The sequence below is a fragment of the Exiguobacterium sp. SH1S21 genome (assembly GCF_004337175.1).
GTDB lineage: Bacteria > Bacillota > Bacilli > Exiguobacteriales > Exiguobacteriaceae > Exiguobacterium > Exiguobacterium aurantiacum_A.
Genome location: NZ_SJUY01000003.1, coordinates 229014 through 245299, shown reverse-complemented (window position 1 = coordinate 245299; position 16286 = coordinate 229014). Strand labels below are relative to the sequence as shown.

General features: G+C 51.0%; 21 protein-coding genes. 17 read left to right on the top strand and 4 right to left on the bottom strand.

Features of this window, described 5'->3' with window-relative positions; all coding sequences use genetic code 11:
• The first annotated feature begins 43 nt into the window (after positions 1-43).
• A complete protein-coding gene (locus EVJ24_RS06535; protein WP_131440371.1) occupies positions 44-1399 on the top strand; it encodes a cryptochrome/photolyase family protein in 1356 nt (451 codons plus the stop codon).
• A 66-nt stretch (positions 1400-1465) separates the two neighbouring features.
• Here EVJ24_RS06535 and EVJ24_RS06530 read toward each other — a convergent pair whose 3' ends face one another.
• Entirely contained in the window at positions 1466-2368 is a 903-nt protein-coding gene (locus EVJ24_RS06530; protein ID WP_131440369.1) for a COX15/CtaA family protein, read from the bottom strand.
• Positions 2369-2701: 333 nt separating this feature from the next.
• Between EVJ24_RS06530 and cyoE the strand changes: the two genes are divergently transcribed.
• The 9 genes from cyoE to EVJ24_RS06485 all read left to right on the top strand — a co-directional run bounded on the left by cyoE (position 2702) and on the right by EVJ24_RS06485 (position 10048).
• On the top strand, positions 2702-3634 hold the full coding sequence (gene cyoE / locus EVJ24_RS06525) for a heme o synthase (RefSeq protein ID WP_070327579.1): 933 nt from the start codon (positions 2702-2704) through the stop codon (positions 3632-3634).
• A gap of 110 nt (positions 3635-3744) precedes the next feature.
• The gene (coxB, locus tag EVJ24_RS06520) at positions 3745-4722 is read left to right on the top strand and encodes a cytochrome c oxidase subunit II (RefSeq protein WP_131440448.1); all 978 of its coding nucleotides are present in this window, start codon (positions 3745-3747) and stop codon (positions 4720-4722) included.
• 38 nt (positions 4723-4760) lie between these two features.
• Positions 4761-6629 (top strand): cytochrome c oxidase subunit I, encoded by a 1869-nt coding sequence (gene ctaD, locus EVJ24_RS06515; protein ID WP_131440446.1) that lies wholly within the window; start codon positions 4761-4763, stop codon positions 6627-6629.
• Positions 6630-7256: a cytochrome (ubi)quinol oxidase subunit III gene (locus tag EVJ24_RS06510; RefSeq protein WP_131440367.1), complete on the top strand. Its 627-nt coding sequence runs from the start codon at positions 6630-6632 to the stop codon at positions 7254-7256.
• A 1-nt stretch (position 7257) separates the two neighbouring features.
• Positions 7258-7587, top strand: a complete 330-nt coding sequence (locus tag EVJ24_RS06505) for a cytochrome C oxidase subunit IV family protein (protein WP_083273975.1) — start codon at positions 7258-7260, stop codon at positions 7585-7587.
• Between the two features lie 136 nt (positions 7588-7723).
• Entirely contained in the window at positions 7724-8647 is a 924-nt protein-coding gene (locus tag EVJ24_RS06500; protein ID WP_131440365.1) for a cytochrome c oxidase assembly protein, read from the top strand.
• Between the two features lie 23 nt (positions 8648-8670).
• A complete protein-coding gene (locus EVJ24_RS06495; RefSeq protein ID WP_016509532.1) occupies positions 8671-9132 on the top strand; it encodes a DUF420 domain-containing protein in 462 nt (153 codons plus the stop codon).
• A gap of 20 nt (positions 9133-9152) precedes the next feature.
• A complete protein-coding gene (locus tag EVJ24_RS06490) occupies positions 9153-9767 on the top strand; it encodes an SCO family protein (protein ID WP_131440363.1) in 615 nt (204 codons plus the stop codon).
• 5 nt (positions 9768-9772) lie between these two features.
• A complete protein-coding gene (locus EVJ24_RS06485) occupies positions 9773-10048 on the top strand; it encodes a hypothetical protein (protein WP_070327574.1) in 276 nt (91 codons plus the stop codon).
• Positions 10049-10121: 73 nt separating this feature from the next.
• On the opposite strand, the gene EVJ24_RS06480 is transcribed toward EVJ24_RS06485, so the two are convergent.
• Both EVJ24_RS06480 and EVJ24_RS06475 read right to left on the bottom strand, forming a co-directional pair.
• Positions 10122-10481 carry a YugN family protein gene (locus EVJ24_RS06480; RefSeq protein WP_070327573.1) on the bottom strand — a complete coding sequence of 120 codons (360 nt, stop codon included), beginning with the start codon at positions 10479-10481 and terminating at the stop codon, positions 10122-10124.
• A gap of 102 nt (positions 10482-10583) precedes the next feature.
• Entirely contained in the window at positions 10584-11339 is a 756-nt protein-coding gene (locus EVJ24_RS06475; RefSeq protein WP_199749309.1) for an ATP-grasp domain-containing protein, read from the bottom strand.
• Positions 11340-11460: 121 nt separating this feature from the next.
• Between EVJ24_RS06475 and EVJ24_RS06470 the strand changes: the two genes are divergently transcribed.
• Genes EVJ24_RS06470 through EVJ24_RS06450 form a run of 5 tightly spaced genes read left to right on the top strand, consistent with a single transcriptional unit; the run spans position 11461 to position 14268 of the window.
• Entirely contained in the window at positions 11461-11913 is a 453-nt protein-coding gene (locus tag EVJ24_RS06470; RefSeq protein ID WP_070327571.1) for a YlbF family regulator, read from the top strand.
• Positions 11897-12160 (top strand): YlbG family protein, encoded by a 264-nt coding sequence (locus EVJ24_RS06465; RefSeq protein WP_016508973.1) that lies wholly within the window; start codon positions 11897-11899, stop codon positions 12158-12160. The genes EVJ24_RS06470 and EVJ24_RS06465 overlap by 17 nt, the downstream gene beginning before the upstream one ends.
• A gap of 53 nt (positions 12161-12213) precedes the next feature.
• Positions 12214-12780, top strand: a complete 567-nt coding sequence (gene rsmD, locus EVJ24_RS06460; protein ID WP_131440358.1) for a 16S rRNA (guanine(966)-N(2))-methyltransferase RsmD — start codon at positions 12214-12216, stop codon at positions 12778-12780.
• Between the two features lie 4 nt (positions 12781-12784).
• Positions 12785-13279: a pantetheine-phosphate adenylyltransferase gene (coaD, locus tag EVJ24_RS06455; RefSeq protein WP_016509015.1), complete on the top strand. Its 495-nt coding sequence runs from the start codon at positions 12785-12787 to the stop codon at positions 13277-13279.
• The gene (locus tag EVJ24_RS06450; protein WP_071399545.1) at positions 13276-14268 is read left to right on the top strand and encodes a SepM family pheromone-processing serine protease; all 993 of its coding nucleotides are present in this window, start codon (positions 13276-13278) and stop codon (positions 14266-14268) included. Before coaD ends, EVJ24_RS06450 begins: the two co-directional genes overlap by 4 nt.
• Here the strand turns inward: EVJ24_RS06450 and EVJ24_RS06445 are convergent.
• Positions 14247-15377, bottom strand: a complete 1131-nt coding sequence (locus EVJ24_RS06445; protein WP_236637577.1) for a tRNA(Met) cytidine acetate ligase — start codon at positions 15375-15377, stop codon at positions 14247-14249. The genes EVJ24_RS06450 and EVJ24_RS06445 overlap by 22 nt on opposite strands.
• Before the next feature lie 157 nt (positions 15378-15534).
• On the opposite strand from EVJ24_RS06445, the gene EVJ24_RS06440 reads away from it, so the two are divergent.
• A complete protein-coding gene (locus EVJ24_RS06440) occupies positions 15535-16062 on the top strand; it encodes a YceD family protein (RefSeq protein WP_070327567.1) in 528 nt (175 codons plus the stop codon).
• 22 nt (positions 16063-16084) lie between these two features.
• The gene (rpmF, locus tag EVJ24_RS06435; RefSeq protein WP_081338944.1) at positions 16085-16258 is read left to right on the top strand and encodes a 50S ribosomal protein L32; all 174 of its coding nucleotides are present in this window, start codon (positions 16085-16087) and stop codon (positions 16256-16258) included.
• The last annotated feature ends 28 nt before the right edge of the window (positions 16259-16286 follow it).

Here is a 16286-nt window from a genome sequence, read left to right as displayed (position 1 = left end):
CATAGCCAAGCTATGCTTCTTTTTTAGATAGGGAGTGGGAAAGATGAGACGAGTATGTTGGTTCCGGTCAGATTTTCGATTAAGTGACAACCATATGTTACACCGGGTCTTGAAAGATGCCTCAGGTGACGATGACATCGAGTTCGTCTTTTGGCTCAATCCGAAATACTGCGAGCCGTTCGAGACGAGACACGATTATTTTTTCGCGACGATGAAGCAGTTCATGCAGGAGCTCGCAGATCAAGAGATCGGGCTGCGCACCATTGTTGCTGACTCAGCGGAAGCGTTTGTCGAGCAGCTCGGACAACTCGACGCGCTTTATTTTAACGCTGAGTATGTCGAGCCGTTCAAACAACGTGACGATGCGGTCATCGAAGCGCTGGGGGGAGACGTGTTAGTCATCCGTTTACTCGACCGTCATTTATTCGCCCCGAACGCGTTCACGAAAAAAGACGGTACTCCGTATAAAGTGTATACGCCATTCAAAAAAGCGGTGTACGCCGAGACGCCGCCGCAACCGTACGACGTCGACGTCGCTCGATTGAAACAGCTCGCGACGAAGCAACATGAACTACCTGATGAATTGAAACAGCAGTTTGACCGGTGTGAACGTTCGTGGAAAGCGCTCGGAGAGGAAGCGGCTATGAAACGGTTACGCGATTTTGTGGAACACCGGGTGACGAGTTACGCTGAAGACCGTGACATCCCGGCGATCGCCGGGACGAGCCGGCTGTCACCGTATTTACGGACCGGTGTGTTGTCGATTCGTACGGTTGCTGCAGCCGTCCTCGAGGCGCGGCAGTCAACAGGACGTGACACGTATTACGATGAGCTATTGTGGCGCGAGTTCTACTATATGATCATGGTCCAGTTCCCGGGACTGAAAGACCGGCCGTTCAACGACAAATATAAACACCTTGACTGGGAAGACAATGACGACCAGTTTGAGAAATGGTGCCGTGGCGAGACCGGGTATCCGATCGTCGACGCGGCGATGCGTCAATTGAACGAGACCGGCTGGATGCACAACCGGCTCCGGATGATCGTCGCTTCGTTTTTGACGAAACATCTGTTGATCGACTGGCGCAAAGGCGAGCGCTACTTCGAACGGAAGTTGATCGACTACGAGGCCGCCTCGAACATCGGCGGATGGCAATGGGCCGCTTCGGTCGGAACGGACGCCGTGCCGTATTTCCGGATCTTTAATCCGACCATCCAGTCGGAGAAGTTCGACGCGGACGGGACGTTTATCCGTAAATATGTGACCGAGTTGGCTGAAGTTGACAGGAAAGCGATCCACTTTCCGGACCCGTCAGATCGGGACGGTTATATCGAACCGATCGTCGATCATAAGGCGGCGCGTGCAAGGGCGCTTGAGCGGTTCAAGGACGCACAGTGACAGATAGGCATACAAAAAGGAGCGGTCGCCCGCTCCTTTTTGTGATTCGTGATTTAGTTTGATTCGTCAGACCGTTTCTTTTCGAGCTGCGTCTACCGCTCGATTGGCGCTTCGGTACGCATGGTACGCCAAGTACGAGATGATCCCGAAGTAGCACGTGATCAAGAAAGCGTGCAAGAGCGGTACGTATGTGGCGTGGCCGCCAAGGACGATCCATGCACCCGTGCCGACTTGAAGCATGATAAAGAATAGTGAGGCCCACATGCCCCGTTCGACGAGACGGTTCGTTTCGCGTCGGGCCAAATAAAGGACGTAGAGCGTGTAGAAGACGAGGAGTGCCGCCATGATGCGATGCCCCATTTGAACGTATGATTCGAACGTCCACACGTTTTGCTCACAGATCGGCCAACCGACACAGGCGTATGTCGCACCGAGGTGTCTGACGTAAGCTCCTGTGTAGACGACGACCATCGTATAAATCGTCAACCCGTACAAGTGAATCTTTAGTTTTTCGGATACCGCTTTGTGTACCCGTTCACCTTCGAATAAAAGAATCGTCAGGATGAGCAGGGACGCGAACGAGACGAGCGAGATCCCGAAATGGAGCGCGAGAATCGCGTCCGACTGTTGCCAGATGACGGCTCCGGCGCCGATGATCGATTGGATCAACATGAAAATGAACGCTAGGAACGCGAACACTTTGACATCGAATCGGTTTTTGACGACCGTGAACGTCCAAATCGTCAAGGCGATGATGAGGAGTCCCTCAATCCCTGACACGACGCGGTGACTGTATTCGATCATCGTCTCGACGCTCGGGTTCGTCGGGATCAGTTTCCCGTGACAGAGCGGCCAGTCCGTCCCGCAACCGTCACCTGAGTCGGTTTTCGTAACAGTACCGCCCATGATCAAGACGAGCATCATACCGAGGGTGACGAGGCTTGAGAATAGTGCGAGTTTTTTATGCATTCGTTTCCACCTGCTTTTTGAGAAAAATCACTAGAATTGTGCCTTGTATGTTTTTATTTTTTTCGCCATACTTATTATACGGCTTTAGTCCGGAAAAACGAAACGGAAAAGCTTGCAATCGCTATCAAAATCGTTATCCTAGTATTAGCACAGGAATTTTACTGTGACAATTATCACACGTTCGCCATAAAAAACTCGCTATTTTACAAGCATAAACGACGTATTCTTTTTGGAAATATGGTATCTTTGTAATGAGTTAGGTGTACTTTGTTCATATTGTGTTTTTTCTGTGAAAAGAATACGAGGATTTCGTGATTATGTGGGGGGGTCAGCATGACAAAAGTCAACCCGGGAACAGTGGCAGAAGTAGACTATACAGAATCCGCCGCCTCGTTCCGTGACTATGTTGCTTTGGCAAAAATGGGAATCGTACGCGCTAACCTTTTGTTAGTGTTCGCCGGTTTCTTTGTGGCAACAACATACCAGAGTGACACGCCAGTGCTTTATTTGTTTGAAGTTTGGCCACAGCTCTTATTAACGATGTTAGGAAGCGCGCTCGTCATTTCCGGGAGTTGTTACCTAAACAACTTCGTGGACCGTGATATCGACTACTTGATGGGACGTACAGACAATCGACCGAGTGTCACCGGTAAAATTTCAGGGGAGCGCATTTTACTTCTCGGACTTACGCAACTTGCGGTCGGGACATTGCTTTTATTGATCGTGTCGTACGTAGCAGCAGTCTTCGGTTTAATCGGGGCATTTTTTTATGTCGTTATTTATACGATGTGGCTAAAACGGACACATACGTTGAACACGGTCGTCGGCAGTATCTCCGGAGCGGTTCCACCGCTGATCGGATGGGCCGCGATTGACCCGGCGCTTCATATCGACGCCTGGCTCATGTTCCTCGTCATGTTCTTGTGGCAACCGCCGCATTTCCTCGCGCTCGCGATGCGACGCGTTGAGGAATATCGGGCGGCAGGCATTCCGATGCTGCCCGTTGTAAACGGCTTCGCGATCACCAAGCGGCAAATCATTTGGTGGATTGCGACGCTCATTCCAGCATCGCTCTTGTTTATGCATTACGGTACGGTCTACGTGATCATTGCGGCCGGTCTTGGGGGCTACTGGTTATATCTCGGTTTGAAAGGGTTTAAAGCCGAAGATGAGATCAAGTGGGCTAACAAAATGTTCTTTTATTCATTAATTTATTTAGTCGTGTGGATTGTCGCACTCATGCTGACGGCACTGCCTTCGTCATGACGGCACTTTGGTAATCGCACTCACTATATAGAAACCATTGCACATCATTTTGGGAGAAAGTGGGGATTGTTGTGAAATCATTTAAGAAGCTTCTGTTTGGCATCGTCCCGATGATGATGTTCGCGCTGCTATTGTCAGGGTGCGGCGTAGAGGGATTGTCTGCATTGAAGCCGATGGGAGAAGGCGCTGAAATTCAGCTCCGGATCATTCTCATCAGTTTGGCAATCATGCTCTTTGTACTTGTCATCGTAACGGTCATTTACGTGTACGTGCTCATGAAATTCCGTCGGAAAGATGAATCGATTCCGAAGCAAGTGGAAGGTAGCAGCACGCTCGAGATGATTTGGACAGTCGTTCCAATCATCTTGCTCATCATTCTCGCTGTTCCGACAATCACAACGACTGTCGAACTCGCGAAAGCGAAAGAAGCGAAAAAAGAAGAAGAAATTAACGTTACAGCCAACCTTTACTGGTGGGAGTTCGAATATCCGAACGCTGGTGTTGTCACAGGACAAGAGCTTGTCATCCCGGTCGGTAAACGGGTCGGTATCAACTTGACATCAAAAGACGTCATTCACTCGTTCTGGGTACCGGCTTTGTCTGGTAAGACGGATACGAACCCAGGGTTAGATAACGAGATGTGGTTGCATGCGAACGAAGCAGGTACGTTCTACGGTAAATGTGCCGAGCTTTGCGGACCATCGCACGCGCTCATGGACTTCAAAGTCATCGCCCTCGAGCAAGCTGATTACGATCAGTGGCTCGAAGACATGAAAGCGAAGCAAGACGAGAACACAGAAAAACTTGTCGCCGATAATCAAAACTTGACGACAGGTGAGCAAGTGTACGTCGAAAGCTGCTTGAGCTGCCACGGTGGCGGTAAAGTCGCGCCTAGCTTGACGAACTTCGGTGACCGCGAGTGGTTGGCGGGTTACCTCGAAAACAACGAAGAAAAGTTGAAAGAATGGATTCGTGATCCACAAGCATTAAAACAAGGCGCGCTCATGCCTGGCTTCAGTGAAGGCCAAATCAGTGATGAAGAGTTAGATGCACTCGTTGACTTCTTGTACGATCAGAAGATTGACTAACGGGAAAAGGGGGATTTCACGTGGCACAGACCACTGCTATGCAGCAACCGCGTAAATACAATGGCATCATGGATTGGGTTACGACGGTTGACCACAAAAAAATCGGTATTTTGTATTTGTTCTCAGGAATCTTCTTCCTCCTTCTCGGTGGAATTGAAGCGTTACTTATTCGTTGGCAACTCGTTCGTCCGATGAACGATTTCGTCAGCGGCGAAGTGTTCAACCAGTTGATCACGATGCACGGGACGACGATGATCTTCCTTGCGGCGATGCCGATGCTATTCGGTTTCATGAACGCCGTCGTGCCGCTTCAAATCGGGGCGCGCGACGTCGCGTTCCCGTTCATTAACTCGCTCGGTTTTTGGTTGTTCTTCTTCGGTGGCCTCATGTTGAACCTTAGCTGGTTCTTCGGCGCTGCACCGAACGCGGGTTGGACGGCTTACGCGCCGCTCTCGACGCAACCGGAAGCGACAGGGGTCGACTTCTACGCCCTCGGTCTTCAAATTTCAGGGTTCGGTTCACTCATGGCCGGGATTAACTTCCTCGTCACGATTTTGAACATGCGGGCACCAGGCATGAAACTCATGCGGATGCCGCTCTTCACGTGGACGACGTTCGTCGCTTCGGCGTTGATCGTCTTCGCGTTCCCGCCGCTTACGGTCGGCTTGTTCATGTTGATGTTCGAGCGTCTGTTCGGTGCCGTTTACTTCAATCCGGCAATGGGCGGTAACGTCGTCATTTGGGAACACCTCTTCTGGATCTTCGGTCACCCGGAAGTTTACATCTTGATCTTACCGGCGTTCGGTATTTTCTCGGAAATCATTCCGACGTTTGCCCGTAAACGCTTGTTCGGTTACACGACGATGGTATTCGCTACGATGCTCATCGGGTTCCTTGGCTTCATGGTTTGGGTTCACCACATGTTCACGGTCGGTCTCGGACCGGTCGCGAACTCGATCTTCGCCGTCGCGACAATGGCCATCGCCGTTCCGACAGGGGTCAAAATCTTCAACTGGCTGTTCACACTTTGGGGTGGGCAGATCAAGTTCAACGTCCCGATGCTTTACTCGGTGGCGTTCATCCCATCGTTCCTCGTCGGAGGGATGACAGGGGTTATGCTCTCGGTCGCACCGGCTGACTATCAGTACCACGATAGTTACTTCGTTGTCGCCCACTTCCACTACGTTATCGTCGGTGGGGTCGTCTTCGGTCTTTTCGCAGGACTGTTCTACTGGTTCCCGCTCATGTTCGGCAAAGCGCTCTCTGAGAAGCTTGGCTACTGGCAGTTCTGGTTGTTCTTCATCGGGTTCCACTTGACGTTCTTCCCGCAACATTTCCTCGGATTGTTCGGGATGCCACGCCGCGTCTTCACATACTTGCCGAATCAAGGGTTTGAGACGATGAACTTGCTGTCGACGATCGGTGCCTTCTTCATGGGTGTGTCGACGATCATCTTGCTCATCGCCGTCGTCAAGGCATTCTTGTCGAAAGAGCGCGTCAAGCCTGACCATTGGGAAGACGGACGTACGCTCGAGTGGACACTTCCTGTGCCGACTCCTGAGTACAACTTCGCACAAACACCGCTCGTCAAAGGGTTGGACACGTTCTGGCTCGAGAAGATGGCGGGTAACAAACGGGTTTCTGTCGCTGAACCAGTGTCAGACATCCACATGCCGAATAATTCATTGATCCCGTTCTTCATGTCACTCGGGTTATTCATCGCTGGACTTGGCGCGATTTTCCAAATGGACAACCCGGTTGTCGGTTGGTCACTCATCGTCATCGGTTTACTCATCACGTTCGTGTCGATGTTCCTCCGTTCATGGATCGACGACCACGGATTCTACATTCCAAAATCACAAGTCGAAGCGGATTTAAAAGCGATTCGTGAGAAAGGAGAACAATAAATGGCACATGCAGTTGAAAAACACCCAGTGACCGGTATTCCGGCCAATCCAGAGAAAGCCACGCTGGAAGGGAAAAATAAATATGTGGCCTTCTGGTTCTTCCTTGGAGGAGAGACCGTTCTCTTCGCCTCGTTGTTTGGAACGTACGTCGGGCTTCTAAATTCTGGTGCGCCAGAGGAACTTCGCTCGTACAACATCTTTGAGATGGGGCTCGTCTTCTTGATGACGATGCTTCTCCTCACGAGTTCGCTCACGAGCGTGCTCGCGATGATGAACATGAAAGCGAACAATCCAGGTCGAATGAAGTTATGGTTGATCGTGACACTTCTTCTAGGGGCAGGATTCTTAGGAGCAGAGATTTACGAGTTCATCCACTACTACCATATCGGTCACACGTTCACGTCGAGTGCGTTCGGATCTGCGTTCTATACGCTCGTCGGATTCCACGGCGCTCACGTCACGTTCGGTCTCCTTTGGATCACGACGCTGTTGATCCGCAACTGGAACCGTCCGATCGATGTCTACAACGCACCGAAGTTCTACGTGTCGAGTTTATATTGGCACTTCATCGACGTTGTTTGGGTCTTCATTTTCTCGATCGTCTATCTCTTAGGGATGGTGAGCTGACATGGAAAAAAATCCAATGAACGAAACACACAAACAGTTAGAGCTTGAAGTGAAGGCAGAGTCGAGACGCGAGTATCAACTTCAGTTGATCAGTTTCGCGATGATGATTTTGCTCACGTTTGTCGCGTTCGGCGCGGTCTACGCGGAGCTCATGCCGGTATGGGCGGCGGGTGGCTTCTTGATCATCCTCGCCATCATCCAAGTGTTCTTGCAGTTGTACATCTTCATGCATATGAACAACCGTGGCAACACGTGGATCGTCGGAATGATGTGGCTTGGTATTTTCGTCGCCATCATCACTGTCGCGGCACTTCGTTTGCTCATTTGGTAAAAATGTGACAAAGGATTGAACATCTGTGGAAACATAGATGATTCAGTCCTTTTTGCTTTACTTCAAAAATAAAGGAATAGTAATCTTGAAGTGAACGGTTTCATTGGTTTGGGAGAGAAAGAAAAGGGGTGAAGGGATGCTCTGGAATACATCAGAGCTACTCAAACAGTTCGACTGGACAACGCTTTGGAGTCCGTTGTTCGGATTGTTGATGGTAGGGTTGTACGTCCTCTATGCGTTCGTCACAGAGAGAATGGCGAAACGAGGGTACGAGTCGACCACGTTGCTACAAAAGTTCAGCATGTTGTTTGCGATCGTGCTCTATTACATCGGATTTGGTAGTCCAGTCGACGTGCTCGCGCACATCATCTTCTCGGTGCATATGTTGCAGATGGTGCTCGTCTACGTGTTAGCGCCGGCGCTCGTCATTTACGGATTGCCGTATTGGGTATTTGAAAAATTATTTAGTTATAAAGTAATCGGGCCGACGCTTAAGTTTATGACGAAACCGCTGATTGCGCTCGTGTTGTTCAACGCGTTATTTACGTTTTACCACATGCCATTCATCTTTGATTACGTGTTAACGAACTACGGGGTGCATCGCATCTTTCACGGGGCTCTCGTCGTCTTCAGTTTGACGATGTGGTATCCGGTCATCGCCCCGTTCCTCTCGGATGAAGAAGAGGGGATGTCCGATTTGAAACGGATGGTGTACATCATCGCAAACGGTGTGCTATTGACGCCTGCTTGTGCGTTCATCATCTTCAGTCAAGGAATTCTCTATGACGCCTATACGGACGTTGAGACGTTCGCGACGGTGCTCGGATATTGTATGCCGAACGGAGACGTATCCGGTCTCGACTTAAACGCCTTGATGGGTGCGACGAACAGCGCCCTCGAAGACCAGCGCTTCGGCGGGGTATTGATGAAGCTTGGACAGGAAGTCGTGTACGGTTTCTTCTTCGGCTGGACGTTCTTCGGTTGGGTACGCCGGACGAAATCGCTCGCGCTTGACGAAGGCATGTCATTCACACCGAACGAACCGAAAGAGAAAAAATGAACTAAGTCAAAGGGGAAACATCGATGAACTATCTTGCCTTAATTAGTGTGACATTCATTGTAATCAGTGCGATTTTGGTCGCCATCGGCTGGACGATTATCGCGCGCGACCGCCGCAATATTGAAAAGCATAAGAAAGTCATGACAGCAGCTGCCGTCGCGGCGACGACGTTCTTTATCCTTTACGTCTCGCGGACGATCTTTGTTGGGAATACCGCATTTGGAGGTCCGGACTCGGTGAAGCCGTACTATCTCGCTTTCATGATTTTCCACATCATCCTGGCGACGACAGGTGGTATCCTCGGATTGATCACACTCTATCTTGGCTATAAAAACAAGATCGAGAAACATCGTAAAATCGGACCGAAAGCATCAGTCGTCTGGTTTTTCACAGCCATTACAGGTGTGATGGTCTATGTTCTTCTCTATGTGGCGTTTGAACCGGGTGAGACGACGAACGTCTTCCGGGCCATCATCGGAGGATGACCGAAGAGAGGGGGATGAGCATGAAACGGAATAGTTACTTGACGGTCGGGTTGACGGTCGTCATTTTGATCGCTATCGGAGCGGCCTCGTATTTCCTCTTCTTCAAAGAAGATGATTTGCCGGTCATCCAAGAGCCGACCCCGTTCACGTTGACGAACGCGCTCGATGGCCAACCGTACGACTCAGATAACGGAAAAGTCAAAATCGTCACGTTCTTTTATACGAACTGTCCCGATATTTGTCCGCTCACGCTACGCGACTTCATGAAACTCGAGCAAGACTTGAAGGCGAACGACTTGTACGGTACTGACGTCGAACTCGTCGCCATCACGGTCGACCCGGAAGTCGATACGATCCCGGTACTTGAGAACTACGGAGCGGCGTTCCAAGCTGAGCCAACTGGATGGAAGATGTTGACCGGTGACAAAGCCGACATCGACCGGATCACCCGTCAGCTTCAGTTCTATTATTCGAAAGCGAATAGTGGACTTGTCACCCACGCGACGACGATGTATATCATCGACCGTCACCATGATGTTCGTGCAGTCGCGCAAATGGCGACGACAGGAGAAAAACCAGTCGACATCGAAACCATTATGGAGGACGTGAAAGTGCTCGTTGCAGAAAAGGAGTGAAGAAGATGAACGATACGATGGCTGTCATCGGAAACGATTATTCATACGGAGATGTGACGATTGCAGAGCGGGCGATCGAGGATTTGATTGCGTGTAGCGCGATCGAATTCGGATTGCGTGAAGTGAAAGTCGTGTCGCTCTCGAAAGAGCGGTACGATTATCTACTGATCGCACCCGTCTCGCTTAGCGAGGCAGAGCGGTTGTACCGTTACGTCCGTGACCAGTTCGATCTATTGCTCGGACAAGTCGACGTGACGCTAAACGTCATTGCAAGTCGTTAAGTGTATGTAAAAATGGAGAACCCACAGCGGGTTCTCCATTTTTTGTTGAGTGGCCATAAGAAAAACCCTTCGTTTAGAGGGGTTTGACTTCCAGTGTTTCCGCAAGAGCCGCGAGACGACGCTCACAGTCGCGAACGATCTCTTCTGGGAACTCTTCGTCGTACTCGACGCCGTGCGGGTAGTAATGTTTCCCGAGAATCGGTGTCACCATTTTAACGACCGCATGACGGTCCTCGATTTGGCCTTCAATCGCATAAACCGGCAAGCGCAGGTAAAACGTCTCGCCCGTCGATTGCTTCTCGTACTTCATATCATACGTCGCACGCTCATAGTCCCAAGCGCCTTCACGGATGAAATGATGATGATCCATGATCGTCTCGAGCAAACCGAAGCGGATCTCTTTTCCCTCGATGTGGAACTGCTCAAATTTCATCATAATCCCCCTTTTCCCTAATAAACCTCATATGTCATCATATCATATTCGAAAACGTTCTTGGAATAACGTGTGTTCAAATTGTGAAAAAAAGATGAACGGTCAAGACATCGTTTCGAGATACCCCGCAATCTTGTCGGTAAGTCTCACGCCGAGCGGCATCAATCCTTCTGAACCGAAGAAGACGTTGAATTCCAAGATGTAAAAATTATCCCCTGAGACGATGACGTCGAACGCGGCGTGATTGATGTGAAGCGTCTTCGCGATCGAGAGCACTTCTTCCACGACGTGACCTGGGATATCGTCATACGAGAAGTGGGCACCTTGGGCGACGTTGTTTAAAAAGGCCTCACTGACGCGCCAATAAGAACCGACGACTTCTTCGCCGATGACGATGATGCGCAGGTCACGGTCGTTCGGGATGAACTGTTGGACGTAAAACGTCTCGTGTTTGTCGACGTATTCGAGCCATTCTTGTTCATTTTTAATGAGCCAGACGCCTTGACCCATCGAGGACTTGGCGGTCTTGGCGACGAACGGGTATTCGAACTCTTCAAGGACGCGTTCGATCGTGTACGGGTTCTTCCCGTAAATTAACGTCTTCGGGATGCGATGCGGGAACGTCGCTGTGAAAGCGCGTGTCATCTCGATTTTATCGTGCCCGAGGTGGTACGTCGCCGGAGACGGGAAGATCGGTTTGTTCAATCCGTAAATGATCGAGTTGACCATCCAGTACTCCGGGAAGAGGACGAGATCGGCCGCCCGGACTTTATCGAGCTGATCATAATAATATTCTGGTTTCGCATAGTCGGTTTTCATACCGGCCGAGCGAATCATGTTAAACGAGACTTTTTTCATTGTACACCGCACGAAGCGGTGGTTCACTTCCTTTCTGCATTTACGTCACGTTCAATTATAAGTCCGATTGCTCACAGAGGGAATCAATTGTGGTAAAATCATGTCAGAAAGGGTGAAAGCCATGATTATTACTGAACAGACGATTGATTTGCTCGATCAAACAGAAGCATTGACTGCCTTGATCGAGACGAGCGAATCGTTCCAAACATATATCGCGACAAAACAAGCTCGCGCTCGCTCGAAAGAAGCCCAGGAAGTCGAACGGGAATTTTTACGAATGAAAGAAGATTATGAGTACGTGCAACGGTTCGGGAAACATCACCCGGATCACGATCGTATTAAAAAAGAGATGCATCTCGTGAAGCGTCGTCTCGACGTGCAACCGGAAGTGGCCGCCTTCAAAAAGGCGGAACGTAACTTAGATAAGTTACTCGGAGAAGTGAGTGAGCTGTTGGCGTTCTCGGTATCTCCAAAAATCAAAGTGCCTACCGGCAACCCGTTCTTCGATGAGGGTGGCTGTTCTGGAGGCGGAAGCTGTGGCGGAGGAGGCGGAAGTTGTGGATGTGCTGGCTGAATCATTCGAGTTAAAAGGTCGAATCGGACTCGTCGTTTACGTGCAGTCGCTCAAACAAGTGAAAGCGCTACGTCGCTACGCAAACTTATATTACGTCTCGAAGCGTGAGAAGTACGCCTTTTTATATACGGACTTAGAAGACCATGAGACGATCATCGAGAAAATCAGTGCCTTGCCATTCGTCGACGCGGTCGTTCGGAGCGAACGGCCTTTCATTGCCGAGACGTACGAGCCAAAGCAGAAATAAACGGGCGAGATGAAGGTGGTGACGCCTTCATCTTTTCTAATGGAGGATCAACGATGCGAGTCATTTCAGGAGAACGAAAAGGGACGCGCCTAAAGGCGGTCCCAGGGTCGACGACACGACCGACGGCAGATAAAGTAAAAGAATCATTGTTTAATATCATCGGCCCTTACTTCGCCGGGGGGGATGCCCTCGACCTTTACGCGGGGAGTGGCGGTCTCGGGATCGAGGCGTTATCACGGGGGTGCGACCGTGCCGTCTTCGTCGATCGTCATGGGAAGGCGATTCAAACGATACAGGACAATCTACGGGCGACGCGTTACGAGGCACAAGCGACGGTTCAAAGGCAAGACGCGCGGGCCGTCCTCGAACAACTCGCCGAGACGGGGCGGTCGTTTAAACTCATCTTCATGGACCCGCCGTACCATGAGGAAGAACATGAATCGTTTTTACAACTCATTGAATCGAACCGACTGTTGACAGACAACGGCGTCGTCGTCTGCGAACATGGCAGCGAGACGACGTTGCCGGATCGGGTCGGTCTGCTCGAAAAAATTAAGGTTCAACGCTACTCGTCTGTCATTACGATCAGCCTTTACGAGTATGCAACGACCGAGGAGTGAACATATGAAACGGATCGCGATTTGCCCGGGGAGCTTTGACCCGATTACGAACGGACATTTAGATATTATTGAGCGGGCGGCAGCCATCTTTGATGAAGTGATCGTCGCGGTGCTCGAAAACTCGAGCAAGGCACCGTTATTCAACGTCGAAGAGCGGCTCACGCTCATTCGGGAAGTGACATCGCATTTACCGAACGTGTCAGCGGACGCATTTGGCGGGCTGCTCGTCGAGTATGCCGCTAAACGAGAAGCAGCGACGATCGTCCGCGGTCTTCGGGCCGTCTCTGACTTCGAATACGAACTTCAGATCGCTTCGATCAACAAGAAGTTAAACGAGGACGTCGAGACGCTGTTTATGATGACGAACAGCAAATACTCGTTCCTCAGCTCGTCGATCGTTAAAGAAGTCGCCAAATACGGCGCCTCGGTCGCTGAACTCGTTCCCGAACAAGTCGAACAGGCGCTTCGGAAAAAATATGAAGTGAGTCAACAGCAATGAAGTCACTGAAGATCGGCTTCGGTATCCTCGTCGCCGTGCTCATCTTTCTATTTGCCCCGTTACCTTATTACATCACGTATCCGGGCGAAGCGACGACCATCGAAACCTTTATGACAGTTGAAGACGGGACGAAAGATGCGGGGGAACTGATGATGGTCACGATCTCGCAACGACGGGCGACACCGCTTTGGCTCGTCGGGAGCTGGTTCACGCCGTTCACGGAAGCGAGTCCGTCTAGTCGCTATTTGTATGACGGCGAAGGGGAAGACGATTACGAGCGAAGACAGCAGCTGCTCATGTCATCGTCGCAGCAAGCGGCCATTCAATACGCGTACGGTCTAGCCGAAGAGGACGTGACCGTCACGTTTGACGGCATGTACGTCTCGGCTCCAATCACCGGGTCGCTCGCGGCGAACGTCCTTAAACCAGGTGACGTCATTACAGCACTTGACGGCCAATCGTTCGCGTCACGTCTTGATTTCATCAAGCGCGTCTCGGCGTTCGAGGCGGGGGATGAAGTGACGATCACGCTCGAACGGGATGGACGGGAACGTGTCGTGAAGACACTCGTTCAACCGCTCGACCGGAGCGGGGACCGTGTCGGTCTCGGAATTTATGAGCCGCTGCCGGTGCAAGATGTGCGCACAGAACCGGACGTCACGTTTGAACTGACGAACGTTGGGGGCCCCTCGGCCGGTCTCATGTTCACACTAGAGATTTATGATCAGTTGACGCCGGGTGACTTGGCGGGCGGTGAGACGATTGCCGGTACTGGCACGGTCGATGAAGAAGGAAACGTCGGTCCGATCGGTGGGGCGTGGCAAAAAATCGTCGCGGCTGACCGAGCCGGTGCCTCGGTGTTCTTCGTGCCGGCTGGTTCGAATTATGATGAAGCGCTGGAATCACTCGACCGGCTCGAGAGCGATATTGCAGTCGTTCCGGTCGAAACGGTCGAGGATGCCATCGATTATTTGGAGTCGATGAATTGAGGGGTTTGCATATGCTCGAGCAGTGACCGGTTGCCGAGAGGTAACCGGTACGCCTCGGTCACACGGGCTTCGAACGCTAAATCGGGTTGGTACTTGCTGACGAGCGGTACCGTTTTTTTTATGTCTTTTAAGACGCTACGGCCAATCGCATTGAATGCGAGCGGACGGACGTATGGGACTTCGTCAAATCGTTCCGGAAGTTCGTCACGTTTCCAATGGATGAGGACCGAGACGAGAGCGCGCTGGATGGCGGTACGTGTATAGCGTCGCGTCAACAGGCCGCCCATAGCTTGTTCGAACGTCGATGCGAGACCGGCTTCGATCAAGCGAGGGGACAACGAAGCGTCAATGCCGACGAGTTGTTCGAGTTCTGACTTTGGGATCGTCCGTAACTTGAATTGCAAGACAGGCCAATAGAGCGACCAGTGGGCCATCGACGTCTGCTGGAATAACGCCCGTGTCGCTTCTGGGACAGCCCGGACACTCCCGGTCTCGAGATAGTGGGCCCGGACGCCCGTTGCCGACATGACGTCCGAGACGCCTGTATCGTGGTAGCCGGCCCCAAGACGCTTTACGGTATGGAGTGAGATGGTGCGAGCGGCTTTCGCATAATGATAGGCGAGAATGTTGTTTGGGAGCGTCAAGTCAAAAGTTGGATAAAGTGCCGCAAACGCCTCGCTCGATGCTTTGGCGGATGACTTGCCTGCTTTTAAGGCGTGTTGGAGCGCGTCATGATAGGCGGGTGTCGCTTCGATGCCAGCGTGTGCCGCGCGCCGGATCGCATCGGCGTCGCCGCTCTCACTGCCGAACGAGAGCGTCTGGCATCCGATTTGTTCCGCGATGGAGACAGCCGCGCTCGCGAACCGGTCGGCGCGTTGGACGCCGTAACAAGTCGGCAGTTCGATCACAAGGTCGATCGCCCCTGTTTTGACTGCCGCCGCAGCCCGGCTCCACTTGTCAAAAGCAGCCGGTTCACCGCGCTGTGTGAATTGAGCACTCATGATGGCGATCATGGCGTCGGCATCCGTTTCGATTCGAGCTGTTTTTGCCTGATAGAGATGTCCGTTATGGAACGGATTGTACTCCGCGATGATGGCCGTCTTTTTCATAAATTTACTCCTTTGCATTGTCGATTGGATTGGTGTAAGATAGGTAAGTACGCTTTGGCAAAGCGCCGTCGCCAACTGATTTTAGTGTAAAGAAAAAACATTGACAAAACAAGTTGGCCTATCTATAATTCATATTGTTGCAATTGAGGTGATTCGGATGAAGTGGTCTATTGCACAGCTACTTAAGCTACGAAACCAGGATGACAGTTTTTCCATCGATGAGATGGTTGAACTCGAAGAGCTTACTCAGCTCCATCCGGATATCCGTTCGATTCGCCCGGTGCATGTGCACGGGGATGCGTCGTTCACATCTAATCAAGTTACATTCAATTTGAAGGTTCAAGGGGACCTGACGTTGCCAGATGCGCGTACGTTAGAAGATGTCGTCTTTGAATTTGATATTGAATCGCTCGAGCCTTTCTTTTTGGAGAATGGGCGTTATACGGAGCAATTCGATGATGTCAATTTGCCAGAAGGAAATACGATTGATCTGCGACCGATCGTAAAAGAGCTCATCATGTTAGAAGTCCCGATTCAAATTTTCGGGAACGAAACAGACAAAACTCAGGTTGAAGGGGAAGGCTGGTCTCTCATTGACGAACAGCCGGACGACCAACCAAAAATCGACCCGCGCCTCGCGGGCCTTGCTGACTTGTTCTCTAAAAAAGAGGACGAGAACGGCTAACTTTTCAAGGAGGTGGACAACGATGGCAGTACCATTCCGTAGAACGTCGAAAACTCGCAAACGTCTTCGTCGTACTCACTTCAAACTTAACGTACCTGGTATGAACGAGTGCCCGAACTGTGGCGACATGAAACTTTCACACCGTGTTTGCAAATCTTGCGGACATTACAACGGTAAAGAAGTAACAAGCAAATAATGCGAAAAGAAGCGGTCTCCTTGGAGAT